This is a genomic window from Loktanella sp. F6476L, from assembly GCF_023015725.1.
In the GTDB taxonomy this organism is placed as follows: domain Bacteria; phylum Pseudomonadota; class Alphaproteobacteria; order Rhodobacterales; family Rhodobacteraceae; genus Yoonia.
Window position 1 is genome coordinate 481,360 of sequence record NZ_JALKAR010000002.1, and the last position, 22,182, is coordinate 503,541.

Annotated in this window: 21 protein-coding genes; 11 read left to right on the forward strand and 10 right to left on the reverse strand. The window is 53.1% G+C overall.

What is annotated here, in order from left to right; genetic code table 11:
* Positions 1 to 147: 147 nt before the first annotated feature.
* Entirely contained in the window at positions 148 to 489 is a 342-nt protein-coding gene (locus tag MWU61_RS07700) for a hypothetical protein (protein ID WP_247127703.1), read from the reverse strand.
* Positions 470 to 772 (reverse strand): rod-binding protein, encoded by a 303-nt coding sequence (locus MWU61_RS07705; RefSeq protein ID WP_348645576.1) that lies wholly within the window; start codon positions 770 to 772, stop codon positions 470 to 472. Before MWU61_RS07705 ends, MWU61_RS07700 begins: the two co-directional genes overlap by 20 nt.
* 96 nt (positions 773 to 868) lie before the next feature.
* Between MWU61_RS07705 and MWU61_RS07710 the strand changes: the two genes are divergently transcribed.
* Both MWU61_RS07710 and MWU61_RS07715 read left to right on the forward strand, forming a co-directional pair.
* A complete protein-coding gene (locus tag MWU61_RS07710; RefSeq protein WP_247127704.1) occupies positions 869 to 2,260 on the forward strand; it encodes a flagellar hook-length control protein FliK in 1,392 nt (463 codons plus the stop codon).
* A gap of 7 nt (positions 2,261 to 2,267) precedes the next feature.
* A complete protein-coding gene (locus tag MWU61_RS07715) occupies positions 2,268 to 2,939 on the forward strand; it encodes a flagellar hook capping FlgD N-terminal domain-containing protein (RefSeq protein ID WP_247127705.1) in 672 nt (223 codons plus the stop codon).
* On the opposite strand, the gene ubiB is transcribed toward MWU61_RS07715, so the two are convergent.
* Positions 2,936 to 4,465, reverse strand: a complete 1,530-nt coding sequence (gene ubiB / locus MWU61_RS07720) for a 2-polyprenylphenol 6-hydroxylase (RefSeq protein ID WP_247127706.1) — start codon at positions 4,463 to 4,465, stop codon at positions 2,936 to 2,938. The genes MWU61_RS07715 and ubiB overlap by 4 nt on opposite strands.
* The gene (gene ubiE, locus MWU61_RS07725) at positions 4,466 to 5,212 is read right to left on the reverse strand and encodes a bifunctional demethylmenaquinone methyltransferase/2-methoxy-6-polyprenyl-1,4-benzoquinol methylase UbiE (protein WP_247127707.1); all 747 of its coding nucleotides are present in this window, start codon (positions 5,210 to 5,212) and stop codon (positions 4,466 to 4,468) included.
* An 85-nt stretch (positions 5,213 to 5,297) separates the two neighbouring features.
* Here ubiE and mutM point away from each other — a divergent pair, with 85 nt between their 5' ends.
* The 9 genes from mutM to gyrB all read left to right on the forward strand — a co-directional run bounded on the left by mutM (position 5,298) and on the right by gyrB (position 15,313).
* Complete coding sequence (mutM, locus tag MWU61_RS07730) at positions 5,298 to 6,149, forward strand: bifunctional DNA-formamidopyrimidine glycosylase/DNA-(apurinic or apyrimidinic site) lyase (protein WP_247127708.1); 852 nt, start codon at positions 5,298 to 5,300, stop codon at positions 6,147 to 6,149.
* 63 nt (positions 6,150 to 6,212) lie between these two features.
* Positions 6,213 to 6,989, forward strand: coding sequence for an enoyl-CoA hydratase (locus tag MWU61_RS07735; RefSeq protein ID WP_247127709.1), 777 nt, complete (start codon positions 6,213 to 6,215; stop codon positions 6,987 to 6,989).
* A gap of 175 nt (positions 6,990 to 7,164) precedes the next feature.
* Complete coding sequence (gene rpsT / locus MWU61_RS07740) at positions 7,165 to 7,428, forward strand: 30S ribosomal protein S20 (RefSeq protein ID WP_247127710.1); 264 nt, start codon at positions 7,165 to 7,167, stop codon at positions 7,426 to 7,428.
* Positions 7,429 to 8,003: 575 nt separating this feature from the next.
* Positions 8,004 to 9,347 (forward strand): chromosomal replication initiator protein DnaA, encoded by a 1,344-nt coding sequence (gene dnaA, locus MWU61_RS07745; protein WP_247127711.1) that lies wholly within the window; start codon positions 8,004 to 8,006, stop codon positions 9,345 to 9,347.
* Between the two features lie 127 nt (positions 9,348 to 9,474).
* On the forward strand, positions 9,475 to 10,593 hold the full coding sequence (dnaN, locus tag MWU61_RS07750; protein ID WP_247127712.1) for a DNA polymerase III subunit beta: 1,119 nt from the start codon (positions 9,475 to 9,477) through the stop codon (positions 10,591 to 10,593).
* Between the two features lie 44 nt (positions 10,594 to 10,637).
* Positions 10,638 to 11,750: a DNA replication/repair protein RecF gene (recF, locus tag MWU61_RS07755; protein ID WP_247127713.1), complete on the forward strand. Its 1,113-nt coding sequence runs from the start codon at positions 10,638 to 10,640 to the stop codon at positions 11,748 to 11,750.
* Entirely contained in the window at positions 11,747 to 12,199 is a 453-nt protein-coding gene (locus tag MWU61_RS07760) for a VOC family protein (RefSeq protein WP_247127714.1), read from the forward strand. The genes recF and MWU61_RS07760 overlap by 4 nt, the downstream gene beginning before the upstream one ends.
* A complete protein-coding gene (locus tag MWU61_RS07765) occupies positions 12,196 to 12,816 on the forward strand; it encodes a LysE family translocator (RefSeq protein WP_247127715.1) in 621 nt (206 codons plus the stop codon). Before MWU61_RS07760 ends, MWU61_RS07765 begins: the two co-directional genes overlap by 4 nt.
* A gap of 79 nt (positions 12,817 to 12,895) precedes the next feature.
* Positions 12,896 to 15,313 carry a DNA topoisomerase (ATP-hydrolyzing) subunit B gene (gyrB, locus tag MWU61_RS07770; protein WP_247127716.1) on the forward strand — a complete coding sequence of 806 codons (2,418 nt, stop codon included), beginning with the start codon at positions 12,896 to 12,898 and terminating at the stop codon, positions 15,311 to 15,313.
* 48 nt (positions 15,314 to 15,361) lie between these two features.
* Here gyrB and MWU61_RS07775 read toward each other — a convergent pair whose 3' ends face one another.
* From MWU61_RS07775 to MWU61_RS07800, 6 genes are all read right to left on the reverse strand, one after another.
* Positions 15,362 to 16,600 (reverse strand): aminopeptidase, encoded by a 1,239-nt coding sequence (locus tag MWU61_RS07775; RefSeq protein ID WP_247127717.1) that lies wholly within the window; start codon positions 16,598 to 16,600, stop codon positions 15,362 to 15,364.
* 60 nt (positions 16,601 to 16,660) lie between these two features.
* Positions 16,661 to 18,082, reverse strand: coding sequence for an aldehyde dehydrogenase family protein (locus MWU61_RS07780; protein WP_247127718.1), 1,422 nt, complete (start codon positions 18,080 to 18,082; stop codon positions 16,661 to 16,663).
* An 83-nt stretch (positions 18,083 to 18,165) separates the two neighbouring features.
* The gene (locus tag MWU61_RS07785; protein WP_247127719.1) at positions 18,166 to 18,984 is read right to left on the reverse strand and encodes an ABC transporter permease subunit; all 819 of its coding nucleotides are present in this window, start codon (positions 18,982 to 18,984) and stop codon (positions 18,166 to 18,168) included.
* The gene (locus MWU61_RS07790) at positions 18,981 to 19,871 is read right to left on the reverse strand and encodes an ABC transporter permease subunit (RefSeq protein ID WP_247127720.1); all 891 of its coding nucleotides are present in this window, start codon (positions 19,869 to 19,871) and stop codon (positions 18,981 to 18,983) included. The genes MWU61_RS07785 and MWU61_RS07790 overlap by 4 nt, the downstream gene beginning before the upstream one ends.
* Before the next feature lies 1 nt (position 19,872).
* Positions 19,873 to 21,000, reverse strand: coding sequence for an ABC transporter ATP-binding protein (locus tag MWU61_RS07795; RefSeq protein ID WP_247127721.1), 1,128 nt, complete (start codon positions 20,998 to 21,000; stop codon positions 19,873 to 19,875).
* A gap of 73 nt (positions 21,001 to 21,073) precedes the next feature.
* Positions 21,074 to 22,153, reverse strand: a complete 1,080-nt coding sequence (locus tag MWU61_RS07800; RefSeq protein ID WP_247127722.1) for a polyamine ABC transporter substrate-binding protein — start codon at positions 22,151 to 22,153, stop codon at positions 21,074 to 21,076.
* Positions 22,154 to 22,182 lie beyond the last annotated feature (29 nt).

Sequence of the window (22,182 nt, forward strand, 5' to 3'; positions counted from 1 at the left end):
CCTATCGGATCGGCTAACTACGCCGTTCTGACGATTTACAATTCGCATTTCGCGGATTGTCCGTTCTGGATTGCAGCTCTTATGCCAACACTATCTTGAACAAGTAATTAACGATCAAAAATACATTCGGTCAAAATTGAATAAAAGTCAGAATTTTTTGGAATTTCGCATTTGCGGTTCGTGTACAACCTGAAGCGATCCAGATTTATTATAGATATTCACTTCCTCCGGACTCACACAACTCTGCTTCAGATGACTACGAGCGGACTGAACACCCTTGATCATTGCAGCAAGGATGGCTTGGTTTCGGCGCAGCTCACTCCCTACCTTTTCAGAATTCTCGCTATTTAGAACTGAAATATCCAATTGGGAGATTTGCAATTCCTTCTGCTTCGCAAAATCCGCCAGCCCGTCGAGATCAACTGTAAGCGCGGCCTGCCTCTCTTTTTCAAGAAGCCCAAGCAGTTCATCAATCTGATTTGAGGTCATCAAAGCGTCCCTTCATTACTTCAAATAGCGTCTCAGACAACCCCAACCCCCCACTTTTTGCCAGCTCAAGCGCCTGCGCATCTCGTAAAAATGAACCGAATTGCTCTTCACCTGCTCCACCGCCAAAATCGCCTCGAGAATCCCCAACACCTGCGGACTTCAACATTTCAGAAATAAATGTAGCTTCAAGCTTTACGACTATGTCTCGAAGATCATTTAATTGACGATTATCGTTCATTGGTGGGCTTCCGCTATGCGAAATTTGAGTATCATTAATCAACATTCGATTCTCCATCATTTCAGGTGAATATTCGCCATTTCGGTAAAGATTTAGTAATCAACTGCTGCAATGAAGAGGCGACCAAGTGTCGGAGAACCGATGACAGATATTGCAAACACTAAACTTCTGACGGATAGCGCAACGAGAGCGGCTGTTATCGTTTCAATTGACGTGGAAGGCGATTCTTCAATCGCTTCGGTCAACTTTGAACAAATTATGGCTGACAATAAGCCTAAACATCCGATGGCATCCGATCACAGAAATATTTTGTCTCAGCGACCTCCAAGCGATGTTCCGGTCTCCCACGAAATCGTTAACAAATTAAGTGAACCGACCTCGACCACACCATTTAATCTGAAAGAATTAGCGGAAATACTACCGACGCAACAGCAACACTCCACCAATCAGCCGATTTCCAAGGCAGCTCACGCTGATACTGGCGTACCGCAGCCCAAGAATATCAAAGAACCGGCTACGTTCAGTCAGAAGCATGATGAGAAAATCAAGGGAAGCGACTATCCTGCAAATCCGACCAGCGCCGCAGAGCGACGCATCGCTGCGTCCATACAAGAAAATCAAAAAATTAGCACCACAGAAACGCTTCAACAAAAGCCAGTCCCGAACGAAGATGGCAAAAGTGTGCGCCCCAATATCCATCCGACCCAACCCAATGCGTTACAGCGCATCGAAACCGCAAAGGCACGACCAGCGGGGCCAGAGCCTCACCAATCTCAGACGAAGACCGATACGCAAAAAGATACGGTCGCGCCGATTCGAATGGTTACTGAAAATACCTCCGACAAGCACCTCTCTAAATACGCCCAAGAACCGGAAAAGCCTGGTCCCGATAAACAATTGGCAGAGATAAACCAACGCAGCGCGACGCTCCAGCGCGTGAGCGTATCGGACACACCAGTCAAAATCGGAATTACCGGAAACCCAAATTCCAGAACCAATCAATCGCCAATCCTTTTGGGCGATGGTGATGGGCCGCAGTTTATGCCTGCAGCAATCGAACCATTTGGATTAGCCGAGACTGGATCACGGCAACATGTCTCGTCACCACCACAAGCTCAGGTAATCCAAAACTTGAATTATTACGAGGCAAAAAGCATTGCACAGCAGCTCGCCGCCCAAATTACAAAACAAAACGACGGATCAACAACGATTCGCCTGAACCCAGAAGAATTGGGCCCTGTCCGGATGTCATTGCGCAATGCGGATGGCGTTATGGCAATGACTATTCTGGCAGAACGCCCAGAAACGGCGGAAATTATGCGCCGACACATCACAGAGCTCGCCCAAGAATTCCGAGCCTTGGGGTATGAATCGATGACCTTCGAGTTCAGCGGCGACGGTCCCGGCCAAGACAATTTTAGAGATCGAGTTGAAGCAGATGGACCGAGTAAGGTCGAACCAACCGGCTTAGCTCAACCGGAACAACGTCATATCGATAGCGCGCCTGACGAGCGTCTCGACCTACGCCTATGAGGACAGAATGGAAATAACAAACACCCAAACCAGTACTGCAGCTCAAAACGTCATCACACCACCGACCGAGTCTGCGAGTGAAATCAGTTCAGATTTTGAAACTTTTTTGAAAATGCTGACTGTGCAAATGCAAAATCAAGATCCTCTCAATCCCGTCGATTCTTCAGACTATGCTGTTCAGCTCGCCACATTTTCGAACGTGGAACAACAGGTCCAAACCAACGATATCCTAAAGGATTTGAAGGCTCAGTTGGGCTTGTCAGGTATCGCACAAATGGCTGATTGGGTTGGCAAAGAGGCGCGCGCAGCCACGGCAGTTCAATTTAGCGGGGCGCCTGTGACGCTGTTTCCTTCGCCTGCAGATAGCGCAACGGAAATGGATGTCGTTGTTAAAGACGCGACAGGCTTTGAAGTTGCACGCTTCACCCAACCAACGTCCGACGAACCCATTGAATGGGCCGGCGTGGACGCAAACGGTGTTCCGTTCGCGTCGGGACTATACAGCTTCGACATCGAAAGCTTCGATGGCGACACCTTAGTCGAAACAACACAAGCCGCCGTCTATGCCACCGTTCGGGAAGTACAAAAAACGCCTGCAGGCGATACGCTTGTCGTTTTCGAAGGCGGGTCAACCGTGCCGGCAAGTGACGTGTCTGCCATCCGCGCAGCAAATACTTAGATCGTTTGCAGTATCCAACCAATGAACGCCGTCCCGCCAACCCCTGCAAGGAAGTACCCGATAGAGGCGCGACGGCGACTTGGTTCCGGTACGTGATCCGGATTGGATTGCCGGATAACCGCCGCTTCGGCCATTGCAGGCAACCGTGAACCGTACCGAGACAAGACTACTGCGGTTTTCATCAAATCCTGCAGAACAGCTTTTGGACCGATGCTGTCTTTGATGTACGCCTCGACAATCGGACGCGCATCTTCCCAGATGTTCATCTTCGGGTTCATGGATCGCGCGACGCCTTCCACCACAACCATTGTGCGCTGTAAGTGGATCAGTTCGGTCCGCGTCTCCATTCCGAAGCGTTCCGTCACTTCGAAAAGATACGACAAAAGCCGCGCCATCGAAATTCTGGTCGCATCCATGCCAAAGATGGGTTCGCCCACCGCACGCAGGGCACGGGCGAATTCATCAACGTCCCGATTGGCTGGCACATATCCCGCCTCAAAATGGACTTCCGCCACACGTTTGTAATCACGACGAATAAACCCGTACAGAATTTCGGCGTAGACGCGGCGCGTGTATTCATCGATACGCCCCATGATTCCGAAATCATATGCGATGATATCGCCGTTCGCTCCAATTTTCAGGTTTCCCTGATGCATGTCGCCGTGGAAATAGCCGTCCCGCAACGCGTGGTTCAGGAACATCTGTAACACCCGAGTCGCAAGTTGTTCGCGACTATGACCAGCGGCGTCGATCCCATCATTGTCACCCGCGTTCACGCCTTCGGCCCAATCAAGCGTCATGACGCGCCGTCCGGATAGATGCCACCGAACACGAGGGACAGAAAAACCAGCGTCTTCGGCCGTGTTGTCGGCGAATTCCGACGCGGCTGAGGATTCCAAACGCAAATCAAGCTCGCCCAGCACGACGCCTTCAAAGTGCGTAATCACCTCCATTGGACGCAGACGCCGCGACGATGGCGACAATATTTCGATGGTTTTGGCCGCAAAATAGAATGCGTCGATGTCTTTGCGGAATGCTTTTTCGATCCCCGGCCGTAGAACCTTGATCGCCACCGCGTCTCCGGTTTCGGCCAAGTGGGCTTTGTGAACCTGCGCCAAAGATGCAGCAGCCACTGGTTCAGAGAACGTCGAAAACAGCTGATCCACTGTTTGGCCAAGTTCCCGTTCGATTTCGTCTTTCGCCTCTTTCATCGAAAACGGCGGCAATTTGTCTTGCAAGACACGCAACTGGATTGCCATGTCATTACCGACAACGTCAGGACGCGTCGACAGGATCTGCCCGAATTTGATGTAAGCTGGCCCCAGCGCCGTCAATGCCCGCGGGACAGGCGGGACGTTCACGTCACCTTTGTACCCAAGCCATTGAAACGGCCAAACAATCGTCCGAAACACCCCTTTCACCAACGGCGGCGCATCGAGTGCTTCAAGCACAACCTTCATTGCGCCTGTACGCTCAAAAGTAGCGCCAGTTCGGATCAAACGAATAATATTGTGTGGACCACGCATCTAGAGCTTCCATCCGGAATGCAGCGCCGCCACGCCAAGCGTCATGTTACGATATTTCGCATTTTCGAACCCGGCAGCGCGCACCATGCCCAAGAAGGTTTCTTGATCAGGAAAATTACGAATAGATTCGACAAGGTATTGATAACTCTCACTATCGTTCGCAATCAGCTTGCCCATTTTGGGGATCACATTGAACGAATAGGCGTCATAGGCAGCCTGCATCATCGGGTTCGGCAACTGCGAAAACTCCAGCACCATCAACCGGCCACCGGGGCGCAAAACGCGGAACGCTTCATTCAGCGCTTCTTGCGGGCGGGTCACGTTCCGGATGCCAAAAGAGATTGTGTAAACATCAAACGTATTGTCTTCGAACGGCAACGCCATCGCGTCACCAACAACCCAATCCAGGCTGTCCGACATATTATCGGCCTCGGCGCGCTTGCGGCCTTCGACCAACATAGGTTCAGTCAGATCAAGCACTGTCGCATGGCCGGAACCCGCGCGTTTTAGAAAACGGAACGAAATGTCGCCAGTACCACCGGCAACATCGAGCAGCTTTTGACCGGGACGTGGGGCAAGCCAATCCATCATCGCATCTTTCCAAATACGGTGGATACCGACCGACATAACATCGTTCATCACATCATATTTTGACGCGACCGAAGAAAACACGCCTTGCACACGCCCTGCTTTTTCTTCTTCACGAACAGTTTCGAACCCAAAATGCGTGGTTTTGTCGTCTGTCATGGGCTTGCCGTCCTCTATTCTTCGCCCCAAGTATAGGACGCCACTCGCGGCATACAACGTCCGCACACCATAAGGAAAGCACGCCATGCCGGAATTACCAGAGGTCGAGACAGTCCGTCGCGGTTTGGCTCCTGTGATGGAAGGTGCCGTGATCGCGCAAGCCGATGTGAACAGGCCTGATTTGCGCTGGCCTTTCCCTGAAAACATGTCCGAACGACTGACGGGTCGGCGGGTGCTCGGCCTGCGCCGACGATCGAAGTACATCCTCGTCGATTTGGACAGTCAGGAAAGCTTGCTGATCCACCTCGGCATGTCTGGGCGCATGCTGATTTCAGGGCATACTGTCGGTGATTTCCATCACGAACACCCTGCCCCAGCCAAACATGACCATGTTGTTCTGCATTTGGATAGCGGCGTACGGATCACATTCAACGACGCACGCCGCTTTGGTGCGATGGATTTGATGCAAACCGACGCACAAGACGATCATTGGCTAATCCGCGACCTAGGCCCCGAACCACTCAGCAACGGTTTTAACGATTCGTATCTTGTCGAGCGCCTCAGCAATCGAAATACGCCGATCAAATCTGCGCTTTTGGACCAAAGAATCGTCTCTGGCCTTGGTAATATTTATGTCTGCGAAGTGCTGTTTCGCGCAGGCATTCACCCTAAACGCAAAGCCGGACAAATCGCGGCAATGCGGGTGGCGGGACTCGTGCCCATTATTCGTGCAGTGCTGGAAGAAGCCATCGCAGCAGGCGGATCATCGTTGAAAGACTACAGGCAGGCAGACGGGGAATTGGGCTATTTTCAGCATGGTTTTCAAGTATATGACCGCGAAAGTGAACGCTGCGTAAACCCTGGTTGTACCAAACACATTGCGCGAATCGTGCAATCGGGACGCTCAAGTTTCTTTTGTCCGCAATGCCAAAGATAGCTTGATCCGCTGTGAAAGTTTCGCCAACAACAGGGGTCTGAGAAACAACTTGGACTGCTTTGCATGGCTTATGAGACGATCAACGTTGATGTGACAGATTACGTCGCCACCATCACGCTGGACCGCCCAGATGCGCTGAACGCGTTGAATCAGAAACTGCTGGGCGAGGTTTGCTCAGCTTTGGAAGACGCGGACAAGAGCGACAAGGTGCGGTGCATCATCATCACAGGATCGCCCAAAGCGTTCGCAGCAGGCGCTGACATCACTGAAATGGCAGATCAGTCCTTCGTTGACATGTTCATGCAAAATTTCTTCACGCCAGAAGCCACGCGTTTCAACAATACACGCAAACCAATCATTGCCGCTGTTGCGGGCTACGCTCTGGGTGGTGGTTGTGAACTTGCTATGATGTGCGATTTTATCATTGCCGCTGATAACGCCAAATTCGGCCAGCCCGAAATTAACCTTGGCGTCATCGCCGGTATCGGTGGGACGCAGCGCCTGACACGGTTCGTAGGTAAATCCAAAGCAATGGATATGCACCTGACAGGGCGTTTCATGGACGCCGAAGAAGCTGAACGTTCAGGCCTTGTCAGCCGTGTTGTGCCTGCCAAAAAGCTGCTGGATGAAGCACGGGCAGCAGCCGTCAAGATCACTGAAAAATCGCAGATCGCGACCATTGCCGCAAAAGACGCCGTCAACCGGTCCTACGAAACGACACTGGCCGAAGGCGTTAACTACGAACGTCGGCTTTTCCAGTCCTTGTTCGCGACAGAAGACCAATCCGAAGGGATGGCCGCCTTCCAAGAAAAGCGCGAAGCACAGTTCCGCGACAAGTAAGAACTCAAGCGGCGTTTAGGGGTTCCTTTCCGAGGGAAATATGCCTATACGCCGCTTCAGAAATGCGTGTGAGGCCCGCTTTGGCCAGAATCAGCCGGTTCTAAAACCCGGTCGGGCTGATTGCGCAGACGATATTCAATTGCCCGATCATAGGGCTTAGACAAAGGTACGCATCATGGCGAATTCACCACAGGCAAAAAAACGCGCCCGTCAGAACGAAGCACGTTTCGCAATCAACAAAATGCGCCGTTCACGCATCCGCACAGAGCTGCGCAAAGTTGAAGAAGCAATCGCATCCGGCGACAAAGCAGCAGCACAAGCAGCACTGAAAATTGCACAGCCAGAACTGATGCGTGGCGTGACAAAAGGCGTTTTCCACAAGAACACAGTGGCACGCAAAATGTCCCGCTTGTCTTCCCGTGTGAAGGCGCTCGGCTAAATCAGCCAGACATCGGCGACGATAGAATCGTTGTCGAAATGTCACCAGCAAGAGCTTATCAAAGGCGCGCCCGTATCGGCGCGCCTTTTCTATTTGAACGTGCAAATCCAGCAATTCCAAAGGCCTTCGCGGGGCGTCATAGATTCTTTTCGGGTCCACTTAGAGTCAAGACCGTTGTTCTGTTGAAATGGCCATGTGTGGATTGGTAACTTGTGCATGCGACTCGGGTCGCACGGGGGGACATGAGAGAAACCCGTCTTTGTTGCAGCGCCAAAACTGCCAATCGTAACAAGGGCCTTTCTCATGCAGCCAAGAAACGATGCTTAGGGCAAACTAAGCACCGAGGTCAGGTTTGTGTCGATGTGAAGCCGCTTGTGCGGTGGAAGTTGTCTGTCTTCAAGAATGTACTGTTCGTGAATCCTGCGCTGCCTGGCGCTTCAAAGATTTCACCGCAGAATGCAAGTTGTTTGCGACGGCTGCTCGATGGCAGCCGCTCCGGAAACGCTTGTCTAAAGAGTAATAAACGCGGGCTGTGGGGGCTCGTGACGACAAAAGACAGTGGGACACCGAATTAAATGACGAACGATACGTGGGCACGTGTACTTGGAACTTTAGAAGAGGTTCTTGGCGCAAACAGCTATTCCAATTGGATCGAACCATTAGAGTTCGGCGGGCTGAATGGTGGCGTCGTAACCTTAAACGCGCCGACGACTTTTATCGGTAACTACGTCAAACAAAATTTCTCTGATCTGATTCTGCATAAGATGCGCGAAGCAGATCAAAGCATCGACCGCCTTAGTTTTGCGGTTGGCGGCGAACGTCGCGCAGCAGCTGTCACAAAAGACGTCCGCACGCCATCAGCAGCACCACGTGCCGAAGCATCCACTGCCGGTCTTGATAAACGGTTTACGTTCGACACATTCGTTGTCGGCAAGCCAAACGAACTTGCCCATGCCGCCGCTCGTCGTGTCGCCGAAGGTGGCCCCGTCAGCTTTAATCCACTGTTCCTTTATGGTGGCGTTGGCCTTGGCAAAACGCACTTGATGCACGCTATCGCACATGAACTGCGCAGTCAGCAGCCGCATCTGAACGTTCTGTACCTGTCCGCCGAACAGTTCATGTATCGTTTCATTACGGCCCTGCGTGATCGCAAAATGATGGATTTTAAGGATTTGTTCCGCTCTGTCGACATTCTGATGGTCGACGACGTTCAGTTTCTTGCAGGCAAAGACAGCACGCAAGAAGAATTCTTCCACACGTTCAACGCGCTCGTCGACGCTGGCAAACAGATCATCATATCTGCTGACCGTGCTCCGGGCGAAATTAAGGACCTAGAAGAGCGGATAAAATCCCGCCTGCAATGTGGTCTTGTCGTTGACCTACACCCGACCGACTATGAACTGCGTCTTGGTGTCCTTCAGGCCAAAGCCGAAGCATACGCGCCGATGTATCAAGGCATCGAAATGGCCGACGGCGTTCTCGAATTCCTTGCTCACCGGATCAGCACAAACGTGCGCGTGCTGGAAGGCGCTTTGACCCGCCTATTCGCATTCGCATCGCTGGTCGGTCGCGAAATCAACCTTGAGCTGACCCAAGACTGCTTGGCTGATGTTCTGAAAGCATCTGATCGCAAGGTCACGGTCGAAGAAATCCAGCGCAAGGTATCTGAGCACTACAACATCCGCCTGTCTGATATGATCGGGCCAAAGCGGGTGCGCACCTTGGCACGTCCGCGGCAAATCGCGATGTATCTTGCGAAAACCATGACAAGCCGGTCCTTGCCAGAAATCGGGCGTCGTTTTGGTGGTCGCGATCATACAACCGTTATGCACGGCGTGAAAAAGATCGAAGAATTGCAAGCAACCGACAGTCAAATGGCTGATGATGTGGAACTTCTACGTCGCGCTTTGTCGGAATAAGCCGCCCACGCCTTGACGCTGCCCCTCAACGCGGCAACAGTCCAACAAAACGCTTGAGCCTGCTGGGATATAGGATAGTTTTCAACTCCCGGCGGCACAAAGCACGCCTAATTGCGGAGCATGGGACATGAAATTCAGTATTGAACGGGCGGCATTGCTGAAGGCCGTGGCACAAGCACAATCCGTCGTTGAACGACGCAACACGATTCCGATCCTTGCGAACGTCTTGATCGAAGCCAATGGCGATGATGTGATGTTCCGCGCGACCGATCTTGATATCGAAGTTGTCGACAAAGCACCTGCCAAGGTCGAACGCGCTGGCGCGACCACGGTTGCCGCCGTCACGCTGAACGAGATCGTACGCAAATTGCCTGACGGTGCCTTGGTCACGCTGACCGAAGATGGCGCATCTGGCCGTTTGACGATTGAAGCAGGTCGGTCGAATTTCTCTTTGGCGACACTGCCAAAAGAAGATTTTCCCGTCATGGCATCATCCGAATACGCCGCGAATTTCTCGGCCCCTGCGCCGACGCTGCGCCGTCTTTTCGACAAAGCCAAGTTCGCGATTTCGACCGAAGAAACACGCTACTACCTAAACGGTGTCTACATGCACGTGTCCGACGCGGACGGCGGTAAGGTGCTGCGCTGCGTTGCAACCGACGGCCACCGCCTTGCGCGGATCGACGCGGAATTGCCTGAAGGTGCGGCAGACATGGCTGGGGTCATCGTACCCCGCAAAACCGTTGGCGAATTGCGCAAGCTGCTTGACGACGACGACATGCAGATCGCCGTGTCCGTATCTGAAACTAAGATCCGGTTCGCGACACCTACGATCACGCTGACCTCGAAGGTCATCGACGGCACCTTCCCAGATTACACGCGTGTTATTCCGACAGGAAACACACGCAAACTCGAAGTCGATGCAGCAGAATTCGCAAAGGCCGTCGATCGTGTGGCAACCGTGTCTTCTGAACGGTCACGCGCTGTGAAACTATCGCTCGATGAAGACCGTCTTGTTCTGTCCGTCAATGCACCAGACAGCGGTGCAGCCGAAGAAGAACTGGCTGTGGCATATGGCGACGAACGGCTCGAAATTGGCTTTAACGCCAAATACTTGCTCGAAATTGCGAGCCAAGTCGACCGTGAAAACGCGGTGTTCATGTTCAACTCATCAGGCGATCCAACGTTGATGCGCGAAGGCAATGACACCACTGCGATTTACGTCGTTATGCCAATGCGCGTGTGACGCGGACACCTTGCCAAGCCATCATCTGCACGTAAGGTTCAGCGATGCTCGCGCTCTCTGAACTCACGTTGTCCCATTTCCGGTCGCACCGCCGTGCGGTACTGGAGGTCGACGCGCGACCTGTGGCCATCTACGGCGCAAACGGGGCTGGAAAGACCAATCTGATCGAAGCCGTTTCGATGCTGTCCCCTGGTCGGGGTCTGCGGCGGGCAGGCATGGACGATCTAATCCGTAGGCCTGAGTCGCTTGGCTGGAAAATCACGGCAGTCCTGCAATCGCTGAACCAGACACACGAAATCAGCACTTTCGCCGAACCCACGCAATCGCGCCAAGTGCGGATTGATGAAAAGACATCACCCCAGACCGCCCTAGGTCGGATCGCACGCATCTTGTGGCTGGTGCCGTCGATGGATCGTCTCTGGATAGAAGGGGCCGAAGGACGCAGGCGTTTTCTGGATCGTGCTACGCTTAGCTTCACACCGTCCCACGCCGAAGCTGTGCTGTCCTATGAAAAGGCCATGCGCGAACGCAACCGGCTGTTAAAGGACATGGTGCGCGACCCGCATTGGTACGTCGCCCTTGAACGGCAGATGGCCGAAGCGGGCGCCGTGATCCACACAAACCGAACAAACACGATCAATGAATTAAACACCGCACAGGCCAACGCCACGACCGCGTTCCCGACTGCGGATCTGTCGCTTACTAATCCTGACGGCGGTTGCGAAACGCCGGGGGATCCAGCCGCGCTTGTCGATGCTTTCGCCCAGAACCGACCGCGTGATTTGGCCGCGGGACGCGCGCTGCATGGTCCACACCGCTCTGATCTGGGTGCGACCTATGCGGAAAAAGGCGTCCTAGCGAAAGACTGTTCAACAGGTGAACAAAAAGCGCTGCTGATTTCGCTCATTTTGGCGAATGGGCGGGCACTGACACGGGATTTCGGCGCACCGCCCATCTTGTTGCTTGATGAGGTCGCAGCGCACCTTGACGCCGGTCGTCGCGCGGCACTTTATGATGAAATCTGCACATTGGGCGCGCAAGCTTGGATGACTGGCACGGGGCCAGAATTATTCGGCGAACTGGGCCACCGTGCGCAATTCATCGAAGTCGGAGACGACACTGGCGCATCAACAGTCACACAAAGGGACGCACCATGACAAAACTTCCGGTACAGCGGGTCAGCCTCATCACGCTTGGCGTCGCAGATCTCGCAGTTTCGCGGAAATTCTACGGGGACCTTGGCTGGACACCCAAAGACGAAGTACCAGGTCAGGTGATTTTCTATCAGTTACATGGTGCAGTTCTGGGGCTATTCGGGATCGAACCGCTCGCTGAAGATCAAGGGCGACCAGAAGCAAAGCTCGGCACAGGCGCGATGACTCTTGCACAAAATTTCCGCAACGAAGCCGAAGTTGACGAAGCCTATGCGCATGCGCTGGCCGCCGGGGCAACTGCACTTAAAGCACCTGAACAGGTCTTTTGGGGCGGCTATTCAGGCTATTACGCTGATCCGGACGGTCATCCGTGGGAAGTTGCGTTTAACCCGTTCTGGAAACTTGATGACGACGGCATTCAAACTTTACCGGACGAGGCACCAACTGCATGACGCTTTCCCCAGCCGACCTGCTGCTTTACGCAGGTGCCTTGTTTGTTCTATTCCTAACGCCCGGTCCTGTTTGGGTCGCACTGATCGCACGCACGCTATCTGGCGGTTTTAACGGGGCGTGGCCACTCGCCCTTGGTGTGGTAATCGGCGACGTCCTTTGGCCCCTTGTCGCGATCTTTGGACTGACTTGGCTTATTTCCCTGTATGGCGGAATACTCCAAGCGATCAGTTGGGTCGCATGCGTCATGTTTATCGCCATGGGTGTGCTGCTTATTCGGCACGCGGACAAGACCATTGCAAGTGATAGCCGTCTCACAAAACCCGGTATGTGGGCTGGATTTATCGCTGGGCTCGCCGTTATCTTGGGAAACCCAAAGGCGGTTTTATTCTATATGGGTATGCTGCCCGGGTTCTTTGATCTGACAGCGGTGACGGGCTATGACATCGCAGCAATCTGCACCCTGTCCTTTATCGTACCACTAATCGGCAACCTGACTTTGGCTCTGTTCATCGGCAAAGCCCGCGCGCTTTTGACGTCGCCAACAGCCCTGAAACGGACTAACATCATCGCTGGTCTTTTGCTGATTGGCGTCGGTCTGATTATCCCTTTCGCATGACACAAAATGTAGCGGCAAACGCGTGACATTGCCCCCGAAAAAGCATATATTTTGGGGGTAAATACACGGGATAATATATATGTCTGACGACCAGCCGAACAACGCTGAATACGGCGCCGATTCCATCAAGGTTCTCAAGGGCTTAGATGCGGTTCGCAAACGGCCAGGCATGTACATTGGTGACACCGACGATGGGTCTGGTTTGCACCACATGGTCTACGAAGCCGTGGACAACGGAATTGACGAAGCGTTGGCAGGGCACGCCGACCACGTTAGCGTCACGATCCACGCCGATAACTCTGTTTCCGTCGGTGATAATGGCCGCGGCATCCCCGTCGATATGCATAAGGAAGAAGGCATTTCAGCGGCCGAAGTCATCATGACCCAGCTGCATGCCGGTGGTAAATTTGACAGCAACTCCTACAAGGTGTCCGGCGGTCTGCACGGCGTGGGTATTTCAGTTGTAAACGCGCTGTCCAATTGGCTGGAACTGCGCATTTGGCGTGACGACAAAGAACATTACTGCCGTTTCGAAGAATCCGTGACCACAAAATCGCTCGAAGTTGTGGGCCCAGCAAACGGCCGCAAAGGGACAGAGGTTCGTTTCCTTGCTTCGACTGACACGTTCTCAAACCTCGACTATTCGTTTGATACGCTCGAAAAACGCTTGCGCGAGCTGGCATTCCTAAACTCTGGCGTGCGTATCATTTTGAAAGACGAACGTCCTGCGGAACCTCTTGAAGCGAATTTGTACTACGACGGTGGCGTAAAAGAGTTTGTGAAATACCTCGACCGCTCAAAAACAGCGGTCATGGAAGAACCCATCTATGTCGTCGGCGAAAAGGACGACATCGGCGTAGAAGTCGCGATGTGGTGGAACGATAGCTACAACGAAATGGTCCTGCCATTCACAAACAACATTCCACAACGCGATGGCGGCACGCACATGGCGGGCTTCCGTGGCGCGCTGACGCGGACAATCAACGCCTACGCGCAGTCATCAGGTATCGCGAAGAAGGAAAAGGTTAGCTTCACCGGGGACGATGCCCGTGAAGGCCTTACATGCGTGTTGTCTGTCAAAGTACCTGATCCTAAATTCTCCTCTCAAACCAAAGATAAACTCGTGTCCTCCGAGGTGCGGCCAGCGGTAGAATCCCTCGTTGGGGAAAAACTGTCAGAATGGTTTGAAGAAAATCCTAACGTAGCCAAGCAAATCGTTGGAAAGATCGTCGAGGCAGCATTGGCGCGTGAAGCGGCCCGCAAGGCCCGCGAACTGACGCGGCGCAAAAATCCGATGGATGTCAATTTCTTAGCGGGTAAGCTCAAGGATTGCTCTGAAAAAGACCCATCCAAAACCGAAGTCTTCTTGGTGGAGGGTGACTCCGCTGGCGGGTCCGCCCAAACGGGTCGTGACCGTCAAACGCAAGCCATCCTACCGCTTAAAGGTAAAATCCTGAACGTCGAACGCGCCCGTTTTGACCGAATGCTCGGCAGTCAGGAAATTGGTAACCTCGTTATGGCGCTCGGAACGGGCATCGGCCGTGACGAGTTCAACATAGATAAACTGCGCTACCACAAGGTCGTCATCATGACCGATGCGGACGTCGACGGGGCGCACATCCGGACGCTGTTGCTGACATTCTTCTTCCGTCAAATGCCGGAACTGATTGAAGGCGGCTACCTCTACATCGCGCAGCCCCCGCTCTACAAAGTGTCGCGCGGTAAGTCTGAAGTTTACCTCAAAGATCAAACCGAAATGGAAGATTACCTGATCGAACAGGGCATCGATGGTGCGATCTTACGGCAAGGAAACGGCGAGGAGATTCTTGGCGCGGACCTGAAACGCGTTGTCGACGAAGCACGTCAACTCAAGCGGGTTTTAGACGCGTTTCCAACGCATTACCCGCGTCACATCCTTGAACAGGCCGCCATCGCAGGCGCGTTTGTACCCGGTGTTGTCGACAGCGATTTGCAGGGTACCGCGGACCGCGTGGCCAAACGCCTCGACCTCATCGCATTGGAATGGGAACGTGGTTGGGCCGGTCGGATCACCCAGGACAAAGGCATGCGTTTGGCCCGCATTTTGCGCGGCGTGGAAGAGGTTCGCACACTGGATGGTACAATGCTGCGTTCGGGCGAAGCACGTCGCACTGGGTCCTTCACCAAATCATTGCAAGACGTCTACAACCTGCCTGCAACACTGGTCCGCAAAGACAGGTCGCAAGCGATCTATGGACCGCTTGATCTGTTGAAAGCTATTCTTGAAGAAGGCGAAAAAGGTCTGTCTTATCAGCGCTATAAGGGATTGGGAGAAATGAACCCAGACCAACTTTGGGAAACCACACTTGATCCGGATGCGCGGACGCTTTTGCAAGTAAAAGTCGAAGATCTGGCCGACGCAGATGACCTGTTTACCAAGCTGATGGGTGACGTGGTGGAACCACGACGCGAGTTCATTCAGAATAACGCCCTAAGCGTCGAAAATCTGGATTTCTAAATCAAAAAGGCCCGCACAGCGCGGGCCTTTTCTTTATTTATTAACGACTTAGAACGCCCATTCGCCTTTGCGCATCACGGGTATTTTTTCGCCAGATAGCGTCACACCATCGATATCAACGGCGTCCGACCCCATCATCCAATCGACGTGGATCAGACTTTGGTTGCCGCCCTTTTGTTGCAACTCTTCGGGTGCCAATTCAGATCCGCCTTCGATCGTGTCTGCATAGCATTGGCCAAGCGCAATGTGGCACGATGCATTTTCGTCAAACAACGTATTGAAAAACAGCACGCCGGACTGCGAAATCGGGCTGGAGTGCGGAACCAAAGCAACCTCGCCAATGCGGCTGGCCCCATCGTCAGTCGCGAGTAATGCGCGAAGCTGATCTTGCCCTTTCGACGCCGTCGCTTCTACGATTTTGCCTGCCTCAAAACGGACGGAAATATCTTCAATAACGTTACCTTGGTGTGCAAGCGGCTTGGTCGCGGACACCGTACCGTCAACCTTATAGGCATGCGGACACGTAAACACTTCCTCAGTCGGGATGTTCGGCTGACACACAACACCATTCAATGCAGGCGATGCCCCACCCTTCCAAATATGACCTTCAGCGAGGCCAAGTTGCAGGTCAGTGCCCGGACCGGTGTAATGCAGGGCGTCAAATTTTTGATCGTTCAGCCATTTCACACGCTTCTTCAGTTCGGCTGTGTGATCTGCCCAATTCGCAACCGGATCGTCGCCGTCCAAACGAGACGCATCGTAAATCGCATCCATCAGCTTACCTTGCGCTTCCTCCACAGTCAGATCTGGAAAGACGCGCGCCGCCCAAGCGGCACCTGGATAGGCGACAATATTCCAGTTCACCTCAAAACCCACAATCGGGTTCATCGCCGGTTTTGCCGCGATTGAAGTGGCTTTTGACAGCCGCGCCACTTTGCTTGGGTCTTGATCAGCCAGCAGCATCGGATCATCGCCTGTAATCGCCATACGCGCGGCGCCACCTTTAAATGCAGCGGCAAGACCTTCGTAGAACCACGCAGGCGCATGGTCGAAACTGCTATCGTCGGCGTTTTCATAACGCGCCAAGGTAACTGCATCGTCGCTAAAGAACGGCATCACAACGCCAGCGCCTGCCTTATAGGCATGCACGGCGATGCGCTGAACCAGCGGCAATGCAGACATCGGGGCCGTGATTACCAGATCCTGGCCCTTCTGAAGATTTACACCTGTACGCACAGCGACTTCGGCAAGCCGGTCGAGTTTCACAGGATCGATATGGTCGGACATGGTGCACCTCAGTTTTGAAAACTGTGCCAACCTACGCCCGACCACCATAAGGTCAACCAGTTAAGAAATGCCTGCGACAGCTTTCACTTCGAGATATTCCCCAAGCCCCCAAACAGATCCTTCGCGCCCGTTTCCGGACTGCTTATACCCGCCAAACGGGGTCACGCCGCCTAAGAAATTGCCGTTAACTTCGACCATTCCCGACCGCATCCCCCGCGCCATTCTCTTAGCCTTTTCAGGGTCTTGGGTCTGTACATAGTTTCCCAAACCGTATGGCGTATCATTTGCGATTGCCAACGCGTCGGCTTCGTCCTTGAATGGAATTATCACCAATACCGGGCCAAAAACTTCTTCGCGCGCGATCTTCATATCATTGTTCACGTCGGCAAAAATCGTGGGCTTCACAAAATAACCAACGTCCATGCCGTCAGGACGCCCTGTGCCACCAGCAACAAGGCGCGCGCCTTCATCAATTCCATCTTGGATCAGACCCTGCACTTTGTGCCAATGAACATCGCTGACCAATGGGCCGATGTGTCGACCGTCTTTTTGCGCGATCCCGACTTCTTGCTTTTCAGCCAGCCCTTTGGCCGTTTCGACAACTTGATCGTAAATGCTTTCTTCAACCAACATACGGGTCGGCGCGTTGCATGACTGGCCCGTGTTTTGGAAACAGTGGCGAACACCACGCGCAACAGCCTTTTCATCGGCATCCGCGAAAATGACATTTGCCCCCTTACCGCCCAGCTCAAGACTGACACGTTTGACGCTATCCGCAGCGGCCTTTGTGATCAAAGCACCCGCACGCGTTGATCCTGTAAAGCTGACCATATCAACGTCAGGATGCACCGACAGCTGCGAACCGACACCGGCACCGTCGCCGTTCACCATGTTAAAGACGCCAACGGGGAAACCCGCTTCATCAATCATTTCGGCCAGAAGGATCGAAGACAGCGGCGCAATCTCTGACGGCTTCAGCACAACAGTGCACCCAACAGCCAGCGCCGGTATCACCTTCAGCGTGACTTGGTTCATGGGCCAGTTCCACGGCGTAATCAAAGCGGCGACGCCGATCGGTTCGTGGTAAATCCAATCATCGCCGCTCTTGCGTTCAAACTCATACGCGCGCGCCGCACGGATTGCTTCCTTGATGTGCCAAGCACCTGCGCCCCACTGAGACGACTCGGACAGCGACTTCGGTGCCCCCATTTCCAGCGACATCGCCTCCGACATCTCTGTCTTTTTCGCCTTATAGATCACCTCAAGCCGTTCCAATGCGGCAAGACGTTCTTCTAAAGGGGTCGCAGACCATGCAGGGAATGCAGCCTTTGCGGCTGCAACAGCGTCGTCGGTATCCGACTGAGAACCAACAGAAATGACGGCACATTGCTGTTCAGTCGATGGGTCAATGACGGCCAGATCAGCCGCAATTGCCGGCGCAACCCATGCGCCATTAATGTAAAAATCACGTTTCTCGATCATGCTGATATCCTCTTGTCAGCGGCACCTCACGGAAGGCGGCGTTGAACCTAATGGTCGATCAACAGGGGCTAGTTGATGCTCGCCTAACTGTTCATCTCCGCGCGGGCTTCGTCCGCTCTGGCCCGCGCAACATTCCGTTTCATGACCAAAGATGCACATATCACACCCCCTGTGACAATCCCGATCATGATTGTTGATAGTGCGTTAATTTCAGGCGTCACACCCAACCGCACCGCCGAAAAGATTTTGATTGGCAACGTCGTAGACGATGGACCCGACGCAAAAGATGCAATCACTAAATCATCAAGCGACAAGGTAAACGCCAGCAGCCAACCCGCGATCACGGACGGTGCGATAATCGGCAATGTCACGGATCGAAACGCATCGAATGGAGTGCAACCAAGATCAAGCGCCGCCTCTTCCAGTGACTTATCAAAACTGATCAAACGCGATGATACCACGACCGATACATAACACATCGAAAACGTTGTATGGGCCAAGACAATCGTCAAAACGCCACGATCTAAGTCTATGGCAATAAAGAAAAGTAGCAGTGAAAGTCCTGTGATCACTTCGGGCATAACCAATGGCGCATAGACCATGCCAGAAAACAATGTGCGCCCGAAGAAACGGCCACCACGGACCATGACATATGCCGCCATCGCACCAAGAACAGTGGCCAGCGTTGATGACCAGAAACCCACCTTGACGGTCACCCAAGCCGCGTCAAGAAACGCATCGTTTTGAAGTAGTTCGGCATACCATTTTGCAGAAAATCCGGCCCATACCGTGACCAAACGGCTTTCATTGAAGCTGTAGATCACGAGGATGATCATCGGCAGATAGAGAAACGCGAATCCCAACGTCAGCGACGTCGCATTGAACCAGCTAAAGCGCCTCATCCGTCCAGCTCCCGCTGCTTCTGCTCATTGCGCTGGAACAGGATGATTGGGATGATCAAGATCAGCAACAGTATGACCGCGACCGTCGATGCCACCGGCCAGTCACGGTTCGAAAAGAATTCTTCCCACAAGACCTTACCTATCATCAGTGTGTCTGAACCACCTAGCAGCGATGGGATGACAAATTCGCCCAGCGCGGGAATGAACACGAGAAAGCAACCAGCAATGACGCCCGACTTTGCGAGGGGTGCCGTCACAAGCCAAAATGCTTGGGTGCGGGTGCAGCCAAGGTCTTCCGCCGCTTCAAGCAGGCTGTCGTCCATCTTTTCCAACGCGGCGTAGATCGGCAGCACCATGAACGGCAGATAGGTGTAGACGATCCCGATATAGACGGCGACGCTGGTGTTCAGGATCGTCAAAGGCGTATCAATGATTCCGAGACCTAGCAGCAGCTGGTTAAGATATCCTTCCGTTCCAAGGATGCCGATCCACGCGTAGACCCTGATCAGGAACGATGTCCAGAACGGCAAAATAATCAACATCATCAAGGTCGGACGCCACTCTTCGGCAGCTTTGGCCATTCCGTAAGCGATTGGAAACCCAACCAAAAGCGTGAAGAATGTGGCGATTAACGCAATCTTCAAACTGGATAGATAGGCTTTCCAATACAGGTCATCCCCGGTCAGAAAGGCGTAATTGTCCCAGTTCAGTTCAGCAAAAAATGCCTTAATGCCTGCCCACCCAGCAGCAATATCAAGCTGCGGACCATAAGGGGGAATAGACAGTTCGTAGTAAGAAAAACTGATGCGCAGCACGATAAGGAACGGCACAAAGAACAACGCAAGCAACCATACATATGGAACCGCAATGAGGATGAAGCGGCGCATCCTACGCGGTCAACACGACACCAGCGGTGTCGGTCCAAGCAAGCCAAACGCGGTCTTCCCACGTAAAGCTGCGCCGCGCGATCCGCCGGTCGTTGGCGGTTTGCGCTTTGATAATTTGTCCATTCGGCAATTCAACATGGTAAGTCGAAATATTGCCGAGATAGGCGATGTCCAACACAGCGCCTTGCACCTTGTTAGGGCGATCCTGCGGTTCATCGCGTAAAATCGCGATCTTTTCGGGACGTATCGCATAGGTGCAGCGGACATCACCAATCAGGTCAGTTTTCGCAGAAATCGGCTTCTGCCCTTCCGCCCAAGAAATCGTGGCAACCCCATCAGCAACCATCGCACGGCCTTCGATCAAATTCACTTCACCAATGAAATCAGCGACATACACAGAATTTGGCGTTTCATAAATCCGATCAGGGGTTGCGACCTGCACGATCACGCCGGCGTCCATCACCGCAACGCGGGACGCAACGGTCATCGCCTCTTCTTGGTCGTGCGTGACGATAACAAACGTCGTTTCAGTTTTCTCCTGAATATCCATCAGTTCAAACTGGGTTTCATGGCGCAGCTTCTTATCAAGTGCGCCTAGCGGTTCGTCAAGCAGCAACAATTTTGGGGCCTTCGCTAGCGATCTGGCCAAAGCAACGCGTTGCCGCTGTCCCCCCGATATTTGATGAGGTTTCCGTTTCGCGAATTTTTGCAAGCGGGTCAGGCGCAGCATTTCATCAACCCGCGCAGGAATATCGGCGCGATCCATATCTGATCGTTTCAAGCCAAAAGCGATGTTGTCATACACCGTCAAATGCGGAAATAGCGCGTAGGACTGGAACATCATGTTCACCGCGCGTTGGTTCGGCGGCACATTCGCAATGTCTTTCCCGTCCAATTCAATCGAACCCGTCGTCGGTTTTTCAAACCCGGCCAACATCCGCATCAAGGTCGTCTTCCCGCAGCCTGAAGGGCCAAGAAGTGCAAAGAATTCCTTTGCATAGATGTCGAGCGTCAGATCATCGATGGCAGTAAAATCGCCAAATCTCTTCGTCACATTGCGAAACCGGATCAGCGGTTTTTCTGAGGCATCCTCCCAAGGGGCAAAAACATCTTGCGGCGATTGCGCCATGTTAGGGTCTCACATGTTGAAGAAACGCACGCGCACCGGTCTATCCGGTGCGCGTTTTGTCATTGTGCTGGCGCTATGTCCCAGACTTCACTTTCGTCCACAAACGGGTCACAGACCGCTGGACGCGCGCGTCATACGGCGTGGTCGTATACAGATTTTCAAGCGTCGCGGCATCTGGGTAGATCGCGGTGTCACCAATCACGTCCTCAACCAGCAATTCTTGCGACGCCAAATTGCCGTTTGCGTAATAAACATAGTTAGACGCATCGGCCATGTTCTGAGCATCCATGATGAAATTCAAGAACTTATGCGCCGCTTCAGGGTTCGGTGCGTCCGCTGGAATAGCCATCTGGTCAAACCACATCAAAGCGCCTTCCACGGGGGCGTTGTAGGCGATTTCGACACCATTGTCGGCTTCCCATGCGCGATCCCGTGCCTGCAAAACATCACCGGACCAACCGAATGCAACACAGATATCCCCGTTCGCCAACGCGTTAATGTATTCGGACGAATGGAACTTTTGAATATGCGGACGCACGGCCATCAGGACATCTTCTGTCTTGGCAATCACATCAGGATCTTGGCTATCAGGATCTTCGCCGATGTAGTTCAATGCAGCCGGGATCATCTCGGCCGGCGCATCTAGAAAATGAACACCGCAGGCCGCCAACTTTTCCATGTTCTCAGGATTAAACACCAGATCGAGCGAATTGATCGGTGCATCTTCACCGAGAATTTCTTGTACCTTGCCAACGTTTACACCAAGGCCCGTCGTGCCCCACATATAGTTGATGGAATAGGCATTATTCGGATCATACTGCGCGGTACGATCCTTAATCACGTCCCAAAGATTGCCTGCGTTGGACAGTTGGTCTGCGTCCAATTCTTGAAACGCACCCGCAGAAATCTGGCGTTGTAAGAACGTCCCGGACGGCACCACGACATCGTAACCGGACGATCCCGCCAGCATTTTCGTTTCAAGCACTTCGTTGCTGTCAAAAACGTCATAGATCAGGTCGATACCTGTTTCTTCTTCAAACTTGGTAAGCAGCTCTTCGTCGATGTAGTCGGACCAATTGTAGACCCGGACTTCTTCGGCAAATGCCGCACTGGCAAAAGTCGTCGTGGCCAGCAGCAAAGCAATCTTTTTCATCGGTATCTCCCGTCGATGGCTTTGAGAGT